The sequence below is a fragment of the Paenibacillus sp. FSL M7-1414 genome, from assembly GCF_038003195.1.
Lineage (GTDB): Bacteria > Bacillota > Bacilli > Paenibacillales > Paenibacillaceae > Paenibacillus > Paenibacillus amylolyticus.
Genome location: NZ_JBBOOS010000001.1, coordinates 505,192 through 518,882 on the forward strand (window position 1 = coordinate 505,192; position 13,691 = coordinate 518,882).

At 43.9% G+C, this 13,691-nt stretch carries 11 protein-coding genes; all 11 read left to right on the forward strand.

What is annotated here, in order from left to right:
- Positions 1-44 precede the first annotated feature (44 nt).
- A complete protein-coding gene (locus MHH92_RS02425; protein WP_340901726.1) occupies positions 45-1,910 on the forward strand; it encodes a BglG family transcription antiterminator in 1,866 nt (621 codons plus the stop codon).
- A gap of 17 nt (positions 1,911-1,927) precedes the next feature.
- On the forward strand, positions 1,928-2,806 hold the full coding sequence (locus MHH92_RS02430; RefSeq protein ID WP_036673204.1) for a ketose-bisphosphate aldolase: 879 nt from the start codon (positions 1,928-1,930) through the stop codon (positions 2,804-2,806).
- A gap of 15 nt (positions 2,807-2,821) precedes the next feature.
- The gene (locus MHH92_RS02435) at positions 2,822-4,747 is read left to right on the forward strand and encodes a PTS fructose transporter subunit IIABC (RefSeq protein ID WP_340901727.1); all 1,926 of its coding nucleotides are present in this window, start codon (positions 2,822-2,824) and stop codon (positions 4,745-4,747) included.
- A 505-nt stretch (positions 4,748-5,252) separates the two neighbouring features.
- A complete protein-coding gene (locus MHH92_RS02440; protein WP_047840352.1) occupies positions 5,253-6,179 on the forward strand; it encodes a phosphate ABC transporter substrate-binding protein PstS family protein in 927 nt (308 codons plus the stop codon).
- A 115-nt stretch (positions 6,180-6,294) separates the two neighbouring features.
- Positions 6,295-7,230 (forward strand): phosphate ABC transporter permease subunit PstC, encoded by a 936-nt coding sequence (gene pstC / locus MHH92_RS02445; RefSeq protein WP_017690972.1) that lies wholly within the window; start codon positions 6,295-6,297, stop codon positions 7,228-7,230.
- Between the two features lie 2 nt (positions 7,231-7,232).
- The gene (pstA, locus tag MHH92_RS02450; RefSeq protein WP_036616846.1) at positions 7,233-8,120 is read left to right on the forward strand and encodes a phosphate ABC transporter permease PstA; all 888 of its coding nucleotides are present in this window, start codon (positions 7,233-7,235) and stop codon (positions 8,118-8,120) included.
- 12 nt (positions 8,121-8,132) lie between these two features.
- On the forward strand, positions 8,133-8,888 hold the full coding sequence (pstB, locus tag MHH92_RS02455; RefSeq protein ID WP_036616781.1) for a phosphate ABC transporter ATP-binding protein PstB: 756 nt from the start codon (positions 8,133-8,135) through the stop codon (positions 8,886-8,888).
- Between the two features lie 182 nt (positions 8,889-9,070).
- Positions 9,071-10,102 carry a phosphotransferase enzyme family protein gene (locus MHH92_RS02460; RefSeq protein WP_340901730.1) on the forward strand — a complete coding sequence of 344 codons (1,032 nt, stop codon included), beginning with the start codon at positions 9,071-9,073 and terminating at the stop codon, positions 10,100-10,102.
- A 192-nt stretch (positions 10,103-10,294) separates the two neighbouring features.
- Positions 10,295-11,005, forward strand: a complete 711-nt coding sequence (locus tag MHH92_RS02465) for a response regulator transcription factor (RefSeq protein WP_340901731.1) — start codon at positions 10,295-10,297, stop codon at positions 11,003-11,005.
- The gene (locus tag MHH92_RS02470) at positions 11,002-12,492 is read left to right on the forward strand and encodes a sensor histidine kinase (protein WP_340901732.1); all 1,491 of its coding nucleotides are present in this window, start codon (positions 11,002-11,004) and stop codon (positions 12,490-12,492) included. Before MHH92_RS02465 ends, MHH92_RS02470 begins: the two co-directional genes overlap by 4 nt.
- A gap of 1 nt (position 12,493) precedes the next feature.
- A complete protein-coding gene (locus MHH92_RS02475) occupies positions 12,494-13,588 on the forward strand; it encodes a LolA family protein (RefSeq protein ID WP_340901733.1) in 1,095 nt (364 codons plus the stop codon).
- The last annotated feature ends 103 nt before the right edge of the window (positions 13,589-13,691 follow it).

Here is a 13,691-nt window from a genome sequence, read left to right on the forward strand (position 1 = left end):
ATATAAAGCGCTTGCATTAGTATGTGTGTAAGGAGGAAAGCCAAATGAGAAAACGTTACATTAAGCTATTAGAGCATTTAAAACAATCTGAGCATGATTTTGTGAGTGGAAGCGAATTAGCTAATCTATTTGATGTAACGACTAGAACGATCCGTAATGACATCAAAGAAATGAATGGAAATTATTTAGATAAAGCAATGATTATTGGCAATACTCGCAAAGGATACAAGTTAGTCGGGGATTTATCCAGCCTGTATAAAAATGAAGATGATGACGAAGAAAGAGCATTTCATATTATCAAAGCACTGTTATCGCAGACTGATTTTATTACGTATGAGGATCTGGCTAGAACGCTTTATTTTTCGACTCAAACGATCCGTAAAGAAGTGCAAAAATTAGTGCAAACGATTCAAGCAGAAAAGCAGAACATCGAAATTGAAGCGATTATTTTCCAAGGTATCCGGCTTAAAGGAAGCGAAGTTGAGAAACGGATTTTGCTCAAAAAACTAGTCACTACCGATTGTCTCAAACACATGCCGATAGACGAAGCGCTGCAATACTATTTTGGCGATTGGTTCAACGAATCTTATATTCATTTTATCTACACTTGTATTGAAGAAGAGGTTGCCAAGTATAATTTATTGCTAAGTTTTCAAGAATTATTCTCGATCTGTGTGAATGTTTTGATCAGTCTTAAACGAGTAAGTCTTGCACAAAAAATAACTGAACAGGATATGAGGTTGGATCATACAAGCTTTGAAGAATTAAAAATAGCCCAATCTATTCTGATCCGTCTGGCTCAAGAAATGGATATCCCTTTTGATGAATATGAGTATCAGTATTTAGGTTACCTGCTGATCGCATTGCAGATCTTACCTAAAAAGAATGAAGAAATCGGGCATGAACACGTGAATGAAATGGAACAAAAAATCAAATCAGTGATCCAAAAAGTTGGAGAGCAATATGGATTCATCAGCTACAAAAACCAAGAGTTACTTGATCGATTATTAGCTCATATTACCAAATCATTATACCCATTAAAGTATTATTTCCCTGTCGAAAATCCTTTTATTGCTCAAATAAAATCAGAATATACCAATGCTTATAATGTCGCAGTTGTATTGGCAAAAGAATTGCAATTTTGCTTAAATATCAAAATACCCGAAAATGAAATCGGTTACTTGACGTTACACATTATGGGCATTATTGAGAACTCTCAAGATAACAGAAAACGGATTGCAATTATTTATGGCAAAAATCTATTAGTCGGCAAGCTATTGGAGCGTAAGATTAATCTCTATTTTCCGAATATTAGAATCGATAGTCTATTAGCTAATCATGAAATACATCTTCTTCCCGAAGGAATTGAAACGATTATCACAACGAGCGAGATTGCGGAACAACAGCAGTTAAATGTACAAAATATCATTCTGGTAAGTGAAATGATTACAAGTGATGATATGAAGAATATTTCGATTCAGTTAAATCGTGGACTACTCAAATATTATTTATCACCAGATGATGTTTTTTTCCTAAAAGAAGACAATCCAATTGATTTGTTAAAAAAACTTACAGAACTAGGCGATATTCAGCATTTATATACCAGTATTGTGGAAAGAGAAAAAATGTCGAGTACCAACATTGGGAATTTGGTCGCGATGCCCCATCCATTTGATTGTGGAGATAACAAAAAACTACGTGTACTGGTAGCGATTAATAAGCAGAAAATGCTATGGGGTGATCAGATGGCGCAGATCATTTTTCTGTTTATTCCGCCGAAAAATCAGAAGGTGAATAACACCAAATTTTTCGAAGAAATTTACGATGTGTTTAAACAGACCAATATGACAGAAAAACTACTCCATATCACCAATTACGATGAATTTTTGGAAGTCTGGTCTTCCAAATAAATCTAGGAGGAATTCAAATGTTAATTAATATGAAAGATTTACTTAAAGTAGCGTATGAAAATAAATTTGCAGTCGGATCATTTAATGTAGCCAATAGCGAGTTCGTCAAAGTGGTCATTACAGCCGCAGAGGAGCAGAATTCGCCTGCAATTATGCAGATTCACCCGAATGAAATTGATCTAGTCACTGATGGGTTTATAGCCTATGTGCGAGAAGCGGCATCCAAGTCCAAAGTACCGTTTGTTATTCATCTGGATCATGGAGCGACGATCAAAGATATTACGCGTTCGATTCGCAATGGGTATACATCAGTCATGATGGATGCATCTCATTTACCTTTTGAGGAGAATATTGCGGCAACCAAGGAAGCGGTTGAACTGGCTCATCTGGTCGATGTATCTGTAGAAGGTGAACTAGGCACGATTGGGAGTAATGAAGGCAGCTCGGAAGGTGGGGCTGACGAGATTTTGTATACGAATCCAGAAGAAGCGGCGATTTTTGTAGAACAAACAGGTATCGATACACTTGCTGTCGCTGTAGGTACTTCACATGGTATTTATCCTCAATCCAAAGATCATTCGATCAAAATCGATCGTTTGAAACAAATTCATGAAAAAGTAAAAATTCCGTTAGTGCTGCATGGTGGATCAGATAATCCTGATGAAGAGATTAGAGAAGCAGTAAAGCATGGGATAGCGAAGATCAATTTATCAACCGATATGAAGCGAGCATTCTACAACCAATTAAGAGCGACACTCGATGCGAATCCGAATGCATATGAACCGGATCAGCTGATGCCTGAGGCGACCAAAGCGGCAACAGAACTGGTGAAGAAAAAAATGGATCTGTTCGGTTCTACGGGTAAAGCATCCCTTTATAAACTGGGAGAAATTTAAGAGGAGAGATCCATCATGAAGATTTCTAATGTCTTAAAACCAGAAAATATCATATTAGATGTCACCGCTACGACCAAAGCCGAATTAATAGATGAATTGTCGCAAAAGTTGAACGATAACGGCTATTTAAGCGATATTGAGCAATTTAAAAAAGATATCTGGGCACGTGAAGAACAGGTTCCTACAGAAGTGGGATTCGGAATAGCCATTCCACATGCCAAGTCTACTGGAGTACAGTCCCCTGCCATTATTATGGGCAGATCATTAAGCGGTATTGAATATAGTACCGAATCATGTAATTTATTTTTTATGATTGCAGTCGATCAAAGCTCTTCATCAGAACATTTGCAAACATTATCCAAAATTTCGACCTTTTTGATGGATGAACTATTTAGAGCAAAACTTATCCTTGCTCGAGATCAAGAAGAGATTGTCCGTTTATTTGAACAGGCAGAAGAGCAAGATGCGCAGGCGCTTCATAGTCCTAAAAAGTATGCTGGCAAAAAAGTGGTTGGAGTTACAGGCTGTCCTACAGGAATTGCCCATACGTTTATGGCCGCGGAAGCATTGAAAAATGCGGCCAAGGAACTCGGTGTACACATTAAAGTGCAAACCAATGGATCAACAGGTGTTGGAAATCAATTGACTCCTGAAGATATTGCTGAAGCTGATGGTATTATTGTGGCGGCAGATGTCAAAGTCGATATGGATGTTTTTGGCGATCGTCCAGTGATCAAAACCTCTGTCAAAAATGGAGTTCATCATGCACAAGAGTTAATTGAAGATGCGATTGCTGGAAAAGGTGTCGTTTTGAATCAAGGCAACAGTACTCTTAAAGAAGCAAAAGAAAAAACACGCTTAAAGCAGCCTAAAATATACAGCCATATTATGAATGGTGTATCCTTTATGATTCCTTTTGTAGTGGCAGGCGGTATATTGATTGCGCTTTCGTTTATGTTTGGTATTCATGCGGCTGACCCAAATAGCCCGGACTATAATGCTTTCGCCGCTTTTTTAAGTACAGCAGGGGGTAGTGCTGCTTTTGCATTGATGGTTCCTGTATTAGCAGGGTATATTGCGTATAGTATTGCTGACCGTCCAGGATTGGCACCTGGTATGATTGGTGGGATGCTGGCCACTATCGGAGGTTCAGGATTTTTGGGAGGTATGCTGGCTGGATTTATCGCCGGTTATACGGTCCTAGCTCTGAAAAAATTAGTCAAAGGCATTCCCGACTCACTGCAAAGCCTGTCACCTGTGCTGATCTTGCCATTAGCAGGTTCATTTATAACGGCCTTGATTATGTACTTTGTCATCAACAGTCCGATGGCTTGGATCAATGAGTCGTTACAAGGTTGGCTAAATGGTTTAACAGGTTCTAATGCTATTTTATTAGGAGCACTTCTGGCAGGAATGATGGCATCTGATATGGGAGGGCCGATTAACAAAACAGCATCTGCATTTGGACTGGCGATGTTCGCCAATCAAATCTTTGAACCTTCTGCTGCTCTGATGGTTGGAGGTATGGTTCCGCCACTGGGTATTGCATTAGCTACAACATTATTCAAGAATAAATTTTCAATCGAAGAACGTAATGCAGGTAAAGCCGCTTATATTATGGGTGCGTCGTTTATTACAGAAGCCGCGATTCCTTTTGCCGCAAATGATCCCTTGCGAGTTATTCCATCCAATATTGTAGGTGCAGCGATTGGTGGAGGAATGTGCATGGCTCTAGGTATTTCGTTACAAGCTCCTCACGGTGGGATCTTTGTTATTCCCATTGCGGCAAGTAATCCATTACTGTATATTGTCTGTATTTTAGTTGGTTCTATCATTACAGCTTGTATGATTGGATTGTTAAAGAAACCTGTATATCAACCAAAGAGTAATTCAAGCGACCCGTCAGATAAAAAAGCCTTAACAACTATGAAATCTGCATAAATTCTCTAACCAGCTGGTGCCATGCACTGACTGTGAGGCAGTTTTTGTTTGTTCTATATAACGGATTGATTCAATATCTACATTAAGTATTTACACAAGGCCAGCCTTTTATAGGGCTGGCCTTCTTTGCATACTTCCCAGGCAGGAGATTGAAATGCCTGAGATCCAACGAGCGCTGACACAGCGAAGGGAAACCGCGATCAGAAGAACGATCCGTAACCGGAACGGCCACTCAGGGTATCAGCTTACTTAATATATCTATCAGTAAATTTTTTTCATGGAAATCTGGACACAATACGGATTAAAACAACGTCCGTTCCCGAAACGACCTCTTCAGCGCCAGATTAAATCCCAGATATTTCAAAATGCTGCCGATATTTTTAACATTGCGTTTACAAAACACTGATTTTAAGATGACATACCGAAACTACAATGAATAAAGAGTTGATGGTGAACAAACAAATTCACAAAACGCCATCACTACATTGGGGGAGGAAAACAAAACATGTTTAAAAAGTTGCCGTTTATTTTGATGACCTTAACGTTCGTACTGGTTCTCGCAGCATGCGGATCGAAAAATGACGCTGGTACAGAGGGTGCCGCAAGCAATGGATCAGGAGAAGCTGCTACTGAGCTTAGCGGTAACATTCTGGCAGTCGGATCGACAGCATTGCTACCTCTGGTAGAACAAGCTGGACAGAAATTTATGGCAGTTGATGAATATAAGAACGTAACGGTTCAAGTTCAAGGTGGCGGTAGTGGTACTGGTTTGACACAAGTATCTGACGGACAAGCTACAATCGGTAACTCTGATGTATTTGCAGAAGAGAAACTGGAGGACGAAGCCAAAGTAAAAGAACTGGTTGACCATCAAGTAGCAGTAGTAGCTATGGCGCCAGTTAGCAACAAAGATGCAGGTGTAGAAGATTTGACGAAGCAACAACTGGTCGACATCTTCTCCGGTAAAGTAACAAACTGGAAAGACGTTGGCGGCGCGGATAAAGCAATCGTTATTGTAAACCGTCCGAGCAGTTCCGGTACTCGTGCAACTTTTGAGAAGTATGCATTGGGTGCAAAAATGGGTGATATCCAAGGTTCGATTCAAGAAGATTCTTCTGGTAACGTAAAAAAATTGGTATCTGAAACGCCAGGTGCTATTGGTTACCTCGCCTTGTCTTACTTGGATGACAGCTTGCAAGTGTTGAAATACGAAGGTGTAGAAGCAACAGTTGAGAACGTAGAAGCAGGAACTTATCCAGTGTGGGCTTACGAGCACATGTACACAAAAGGTAAGCCAGATGCAGCAACACAAGCATTCCTGGACTACATCTTGAGTGACGAAATTCAACAAAATGACGTGACAGAACTGGGATACATTCCAATGTCAGGTATGAAAGTAAAACGCGATGCAGCAGGTAATGTGGTTGAGTAATCTTTGAACTTGCGCATACAGCGAAAGAGGCGGACTTAGGTCCCGCCTCTTTACGCGGTTTGCTCTAAAATAATCCCATATTTTGCATTAATTCTACTATAGAAGGATGGTTGTTATGGAACAGACCGAAGGGGGAACGGTAATGAATAACAAGTTGAAACCGCGCCGGCCCTTAAAAGAGAAACATTATTGGGAAGAGTGGACGGGACGGATCTATACGTCGATTTGTGTCGTTTTCCTGATCGTTGTCATGTTTTCCATTGTTTATTTTGTAGCATCTAAGGGACTATCCACATTTTTCCAAAATGGAATAAGCATCAGCGAATTCCTTGGTGGAAAAACGTGGAATCCGACCGGAGAACCTGCGTTCTACGGGGCATTACCGTTCATCACAGGTTCTTTCATTACAACCTTGCTTGCAGCATTGATCGCAAGTCCGCTTGGCCTGTGTGCAGCGCTCTTCATGACAGAGATTGTCCCGGGTAAAGGCAAAAAGATCTTGCAGCCTGCGATTGAGCTCTTGTCCGGAATTCCATCCGTTGTGTACGGATTTATCGGTCTGAGTGTCATCGTACCTTTGCTTCGCAGTATCTTTGGTGGAACAGGCGTCGGGATTGCAGCCGGATGTCTTGTTCTCGCGGTAATGATTCTTCCTACGGTGACAAGTATTATGGCAGATGCATTGTCCGCATTGCCAAAAGGATTGCGTGAATCCTCCTACGCACTTGGTGCCACTCGCTGGCAAACCATCTACCGTGTCATTATCCCAACAACTTTGCCAGCTTTGTTGACAGGTGTCGTTTTGGGTATGGCCCGTGCTTTTGGTGAGGCACTTGCTGTGCAGATGGTTATTGGTAATGCACCGCATGTTCCAACATCCTTGCTCGAATCAGCTTCAACATTAACAAGTGTAATTACACTCAGCATGGGTAACACCACGATGGGTTCTGTTCATAACAATGCACTGTGGAGTATGGCGCTTGTCCTGTTGGTGATGACATTTGTCTTCGTCATTCTGGTTCGCCTGCTTGAAAGGAGAAACCGGGTATGAAAATGAAGGCAAAGACGGTAGATAAAATTGCAACATCCGTTATCGTTGTACTAGCCCTGTTCATTGTTATTCTATTGCTCGGTCTGCTTGGCTTCATCATGTATAGAGGCATTGGACATATTAGCTGGAACTTCCTTACAAGTGCACCACAGTTGCTTAAGGGTGGCGGCGGGATTGGTCCACAGCTCTTCAACTCCGTATTCTTGCTTGTTCTGACCCTGCTTGTTACCATTCCACTTGGATGGGGCGGCGGGATTTACATGGCGGAATACGCCAAACCAGGCAAGATTACCAGCTTCATTCGTCTGGTCGTTGAAGTATTGTCATCATTCCCATCCATCGTTATCGGTTTGTTTGGTCTCTTGCTGCTAGTAAATCAATTTGGTCTTGGTTTCTCCCTGATCTCGGGTGCCTTGGCTCTGGCGATCTTTAACTTGCCACTGATGGTGCGTACTACGGAGCAGGCCTTCCGTGCCGTTCCGAAGGAACAGAAAGAAGCAGGTCTGGCGCTTGGACTGTCCAAGTGGAAGATTATCACTTCGATTCTGCTACCTGTGGCATTGCCGAGTTTGATTACGGGTACGATCCTGGCTTCCGGCCGGATCTTCGGTGAAGCAGCAGCGCTGATGTTCACCGCAGGTATGAGTAGTCCACCATTGGACTTTACAGATTGGAATCCGACGAGTCCAAGATCACCGCTTAATCCTTTCCGTCCGGCAGAGACACTTGCTGTCCATATCTGGAAAGTGAATAGTGAAGGTATTGGGCCAGATTCCAAAGAAGTGGCAGCAGGGGCATCGGCCGTGCTTGTCATTCTCGTGCTGGCGTTCAATCTAAGTGCACGCTGGATCGGTCGGGTTGTATTCCGCCGCATGACAGCTTCGAAATAAGGAGGAACCAACATGGCCATACCTTTTGGTACGGAACAGTTAAGCATATATTATGGACATTTCCAGGCGGTCAAGCAGATTAGCCTGACGTTTCCTGAAGCAAGCGTAACGGCTCTTATTGGGCCGTCTGGTTGCGGTAAATCCACGTTCCTCCGGTCGCTGAATCGGATGAACGACGAGATTGCCGGTTCCCGTACAGAGGGACATATCTGGATGGACGGTAACGATCTGAATGAGCCTGGAACCGATGTAATCAAGCTTCGCCAGAAGATTGGCATGGTGTGGCAGAAGCCAAATCCTTTTCATAAGTCCATCTACAACAATATCGCGTTTGGCCCCCGCTACCGTGGTACGAAGAGTAAGAAGGCACTGGATGAAATTGTGGAAAAAAGCTTGCGCCGTGCTGCGCTCTGGGACGAAGTGAAAGACAGACTGCATGAGTCAGCTCTGTCTCTCTCTGGCGGACAACAGCAGCGCCTATGTATCGCTCGCGCTTTGTCTGTTGAACCACAGATTCTGCTGCTCGATGAGCCGGCATCTGCACTTGACCCGGTATCTACGGGTAAAGTTGAAGAGTTGATTACCGAGCTCAAGAAGGAGCTGCGTATTGTTATTGTTACCCATAACATGCAGCAGGCGGCACGCATCTCGGATTATACAGCTTATTTCTATCTGGGAAGCATGATTGAGCACGGGGATACAGAGCATATTTTCACGAACCCGGACAATCGTCTGACGCAAGAATACATTATGGGTCGTTTCGGTTAATTGGATCATGGAGTGTAACATAGAGTAATAGACAAAGAGATTAAGAAATAATAGAGACAAAAGAAAGCACAATGCCTGGACGGTTGTTCGGGGATTGTGCTTTTTTAATTTATAATTTTAGTGGGATTTTCTGTATGCGGGATAAACATTATGCTACGATATTTAGTGTGGAGAACGTTTACATGACTTCGAAGGAGATGTTGATAATCACTACGGATCAGATGTCTTACGACCATATGGCAGCTCAGATTATACAGAACTACACTATTGAGAAACCTGTCGTTTCATATATTCGTCATAATGAGAATCTGACATATCATGTCGTTGATGAAGCAAGCGGGCAGAAGTATCTGCTACGTATCCATCAAGCCGCATATGCAAGTATGACCGGCATTCAGCATACGCTTCCTGCGCTGGAGGCAGAGATGAACCTGCTTCATGAGTTAAACGCAACGACAGCATTGCGCGTGCAGCATCCGGTACGGAATGTATCGGGTGAATGGGTCACGGTATGGACAAGTGAGGCAGGTAAAGAAATCTGCTGTACAGTACTGGAGTGGATTGAGGGAAGGGACATCCAGCAGGGAGAACGCCTGACAACAGAGCAGATCTATGATCTGGGGGCACAGCTGCAGATGCTTCATCAATATGGGCGTGAGCAGAATCAGACAGATCGAACAAAGGTGCGGCCGGCATATGGCAATAGCCATGAGAACTTGGTCATGCTCGGGCAGCTAGAAGAAGGCGTCCGACTGGGGATTTTTACAACGGAAGACTTCGATCTGCTTCGTGAGACGTTTGAGAACATTAATGAGCAGTTAGAAACATACCCGCAGCACGCAGGGACATGGGGGATCATTCATGGGGATATTACTCGCAACAATCTGCTGATAACGGAGCAGGGGATTTCCATGATTGATTTCTGTCTACACGGTTATGGATATTATCTTTTTGATGCCGGAGGGGCAGCACTTATGTTCAATCGGGAGGAACGTGACATATTATTATCCGGTTATACCCAACAGATCGCACCACTGACGGATCGTGATATCCGGATAATGGAAGGATTCATGTTGATCTTTACACTGGGTTATTATGCCTTTCAGATGGCGAATGAGTCGAGGCACGAATGGATGAAAGATCGCATGCCAAAGCTGTGCAGCAAGTATTGCCGACCCTATGTACAGAACGAGAGCATCTTCTATGAGTTATGAGGTGTTTCCTTTTCTAGGAGCTATAACTTAGGATTAAGATTGTGAATATTACCTGAGCGTCCTGAACAATCGGGGTGCTCTTTTTGCATGCATTAGATAACGATCGTAATGGACATTTATGAAGAAAGTATAAACTCTGAGGAGAGTCAACTTTTCTTAGCTACAATATAGTCATGGGAGGATGAAGCAGCGATGAGAGACAGCGAGAATATATTGCTGGTGGAGGATGATCCGGAGATTGCCCGTATTTTGAGAGATCATCTACGTCATGAGGGTTATGGGGTAACTTGGGCATCAAGCGGTTTGGAGAGCTGGGAAGACTTTAGGGAGGGAACCTATCAATTAGTCTTGTTGGATCTGATGCTGCCGGAAATGGATGGGTTCACGGTATGCAAAAACATTAGACTGATCAGCGATGTTCCGCTGCTCATGATGAGTGCTCGAATCGAGGAAGAGAGCAAAGTCAGGGGGCTTGGGCTGGGAGCTGACGATTATATTACGAAGCCCTTCAGTCTAACGGAACTTACAGCTCGCATTAAATCTCATCTGAATAGGTACCGCAGATATCAGGGCGTAGAGCCGGATTCGACAGATAGACAGTATAACGATGGGTTATCGATTGATTATTTGAATCAGCGCGCACAGGTTCATGGAGAACATGTGGCACTAACCAACAAGGAATGGGCTTTGCTCATACTGCTTGCTTCTCATCCGGGCCGGGTGTTTACCAAGGCGGAACTGTATGAACATGTCTGGAGTCAGCCAGAGGCGGGGAACTCGAGTACAGTCACAGTTCATGTGAAGAGCCTTCGGGCCAAGCTTGGTGACGAGCCCCATCATCCACGCTGGATTCAGACGGTGTGGGGCAGTGGTTACCGGTTCATGGGGGAGCCTGAGGAATGAAGTTGAAGTACTGGTTAATGCTTGCCTTCCTCATTGTAATGCTGCTGCCTGTCGCTGCTGGGTGGGCGCTGTACTCCCTGTATAACTATTACAATGATCAGCGTGCCGTAACGGAATATGTAGAGTTGTCCGGACAATTGGCTCCTATTGAACTGGCTTTATCTGACCCGGGACTGTACCAGCTGCACTCGCCTGATGCTTTCGCTGCACTCTCCGAATTGGAGAATGGTCGGGTGAACTTTGCTCTGTATTTACCAACAGGGATTCGGGTGTACACATCAGAGGGGAGTACATGGTCTGCTGGAGCTTACACCGTTGGGGGGGCGGAGCTGTATCGTAATTTGTACAACTTACAGATTCGTCATCGTACATTCTCGTTGAAGAAACCTGTATGGGAAAAGGGTGAGTTGGTCGGCATTTACGAAATCGTCATGCTGCGTGGAGATTGGCTGGAAGGCATATCCTTGCGGACTACCTGGGTCATGGGTCTCGCTGCTACTTTCTTTATCCTGTTATACGGAACAGTGCTGTGGTTGCTATCCCGAAAGCTCTTTCGGCCGATGAAATATCTCATAGAACGAATGGATGCTTTTGCACGGGGAGAGGCTGCTACGGATGTGGTACCTGTTCGTCATGATGAAATGGGCATCTTGCTCCAACAGTTCGATGCAATGCAAGACAAGATCAGACATACTCAGGCCGATGTGGAGAGGGAGCAAAAAGAAAAAGAGCTCATGATCGCCTCGTTATCCCATGATCTGAAAACACCGTTGATGTCCATTAGTGCCTATACGGAAGTACTTAACGGTGATCGTCAACTGAAACGCCTTGAAAGGCAGGAATATCAGGATGTGCTGCTCGGAAATGTGGAGCGGATGAAACAGATGATTAGTGAACTTGAGATGTATACGGCGTTGGGTTCCAGTGAATCGGAGATGGCCATGGTTAAGGTGGAAGGTGAAGAGTTTTTTGATATGCTGCTTGGGAGCTATGAGGGACTTGCCGAGCGTGGTCAGATTGACGTGAAGATGGATGTCCGCACAGATCAACTGTACCGAGTTCATCCCGAACAACTGATGCGCCTGACAGATAATCTGATAAATAATGCACTACGCCACACAAGGACGAACGGTGTAATGGGACTAGGGGTTATTGCTTCAGATTGGGAGCTTCCTGAATGGATTATTCCTTCGCTTAGAGCTGAATTGGATAACTACAGGGCGGGAGCAACATTGATCTTAGTACAAAACGAAGGTCCTGCTATTCCTGAAGAACAGCTCATTCGTATCTTCGAACCCTATGTTCAACACCAGAATCAGGATGAGAAGACGTATGCAGGTGGTTCGGGATTGGGATTGAGTATAGCCAAACGGGTTGCAATAAAGCACGGAGGGGATATGCGCATGTGGTCATACGAAGGATATGGAACGCTGGCAGCATGCCGATTGCCTGAACATGGAGAATGTAAACGCAGAGAGGGTGGATAAGATGATGAAAAAAGGATGGATGATGCTGGGTACTGCTGTGTTGGCAGGCGCCCTGCTTGGAGGTTGCGCGGAGAAGGATATGCTGGCTATGTCAGGAGATGAGATGATTGAGAAGGTTGTCTCAGCAGAAACAGAACCCGCCTCGTATTATGCGGAAGGAGTGATGAAGATATGGGCGGATGACAAGCTGACTAACACGATGCAAATTAAGGAATGGGTAGATGGTGAAACCGGACGAAAGCGCACGGAAACATCAGAGAATGGCAATGTCAGTTACGCAGTTAATGATGGAAAGAAGATCATCATATATGAAAAAGAAACAGGGGCAGCATATTCCATGGATGCATCATCCGTGTCACAACAACCTAATCAAACCCAGAAGCAAATATTGCTCGATCAACTAGAGCGGTTACGTACTACGCATGATGTGAATATGATGGGACAGGAGAAACTTTATGGACAGGACGTCATTCATATTGAATTGACACCAAAAGAAGAAGGCGCATTCTCCATATCTTCAGAGTATTGGGTAGATCCCAAAACGTGGATGATTGTCAAAGTAAACAGCGCGTATGGGGATGGAAAATCAGAAATGGTCTATGATCCGATTCAGTATGACCCTGAATTCACAAAGGATACTTTCGTAATTGACATCCCTAAGGAGGTCGATGTGAAGGACTTGGACGATATGATGCAGAATTCCGAAGTGACCCTAGAGGAAGCGGAAAAAGCGTTGGAACAGCCGTTCCTACAGGACATGAGTGGAGAATTCGAACTATCACGGATCGAAATGTCTACATCGCGCGGTGAGCTGAGCAGAGATGAAGTAACCTTGTATTATGTAAGTAACGACAAGGTAGAAGTCAGCCTGACGGTATTCAAGATGCCGGAAGAAAATGTGGACGATACACTAATACCGGATGAAGCCGAGATTAAGGTTCGTAACACCGAGGGTTCATATATGAAGAGCATTCGGAACATATCATGGAGTGAGAATGGCTTGCGGTACTCCATCATGGGTGAAAACGAAGGATGGACAAAGGCAAAGCTGCAAGCTTGGGCGGAAGAACTGACCCTTACCAATCCGTCTAGATGAGCTAAAGAATAATAATAAGGTTGCCGCAGAAACGAAGCGGCAGCTTTTTTTGTATATTCTCCTTTTGGTGTGGTGGATATCTATTCGATCTCCGTTCAGTCCA

Excerpts from the sequence above, each read along its gene's own strand:
- MHH92_RS02425 (WP_340901726.1), top strand. The coding sequence starts at position 45 with ATGAGAAAACGTTACATTAAGCTATTAGAGCATTTAAAACAATCTGAG.
- MHH92_RS02430 (WP_036673204.1), top strand. The coding sequence starts at position 1,928 with ATGTTAATTAATATGAAAGATTTACTTAAAGTAGCGTATGAAAATAAA.
- MHH92_RS02435 (WP_340901727.1), top strand. The coding sequence starts at position 2,822 with ATGAAGATTTCTAATGTCTTAAAACCAGAAAATATCATATTAGATGTC.
- MHH92_RS02440 (WP_047840352.1), top strand. The coding sequence starts at position 5,253 with ATGTTTAAAAAGTTGCCGTTTATTTTGATGACCTTAACGTTCGTACTG.
- pstC (WP_017690972.1), top strand. The coding sequence starts at position 6,295 with ATGGAACAGACCGAAGGGGGAACGGTAATGAATAACAAGTTGAAACCG.
- pstA (WP_036616846.1), top strand. The coding sequence starts at position 7,233 with ATGAAGGCAAAGACGGTAGATAAAATTGCAACATCCGTTATCGTTGTA.
- pstB (WP_036616781.1), top strand. The coding sequence starts at position 8,133 with ATGGCCATACCTTTTGGTACGGAACAGTTAAGCATATATTATGGACAT.
- MHH92_RS02460 (WP_340901730.1), top strand. The coding sequence starts at position 9,071 with ATGACTTCGAAGGAGATGTTGATAATCACTACGGATCAGATGTCTTAC.
- MHH92_RS02465 (WP_340901731.1), top strand. The coding sequence starts at position 10,295 with ATGAGAGACAGCGAGAATATATTGCTGGTGGAGGATGATCCGGAGATT.
- MHH92_RS02470 (WP_340901732.1), top strand. The coding sequence starts at position 11,002 with ATGAAGTTGAAGTACTGGTTAATGCTTGCCTTCCTCATTGTAATGCTG.
- MHH92_RS02475 (WP_340901733.1), top strand. The coding sequence starts at position 12,494 with ATGATGAAAAAAGGATGGATGATGCTGGGTACTGCTGTGTTGGCAGGC.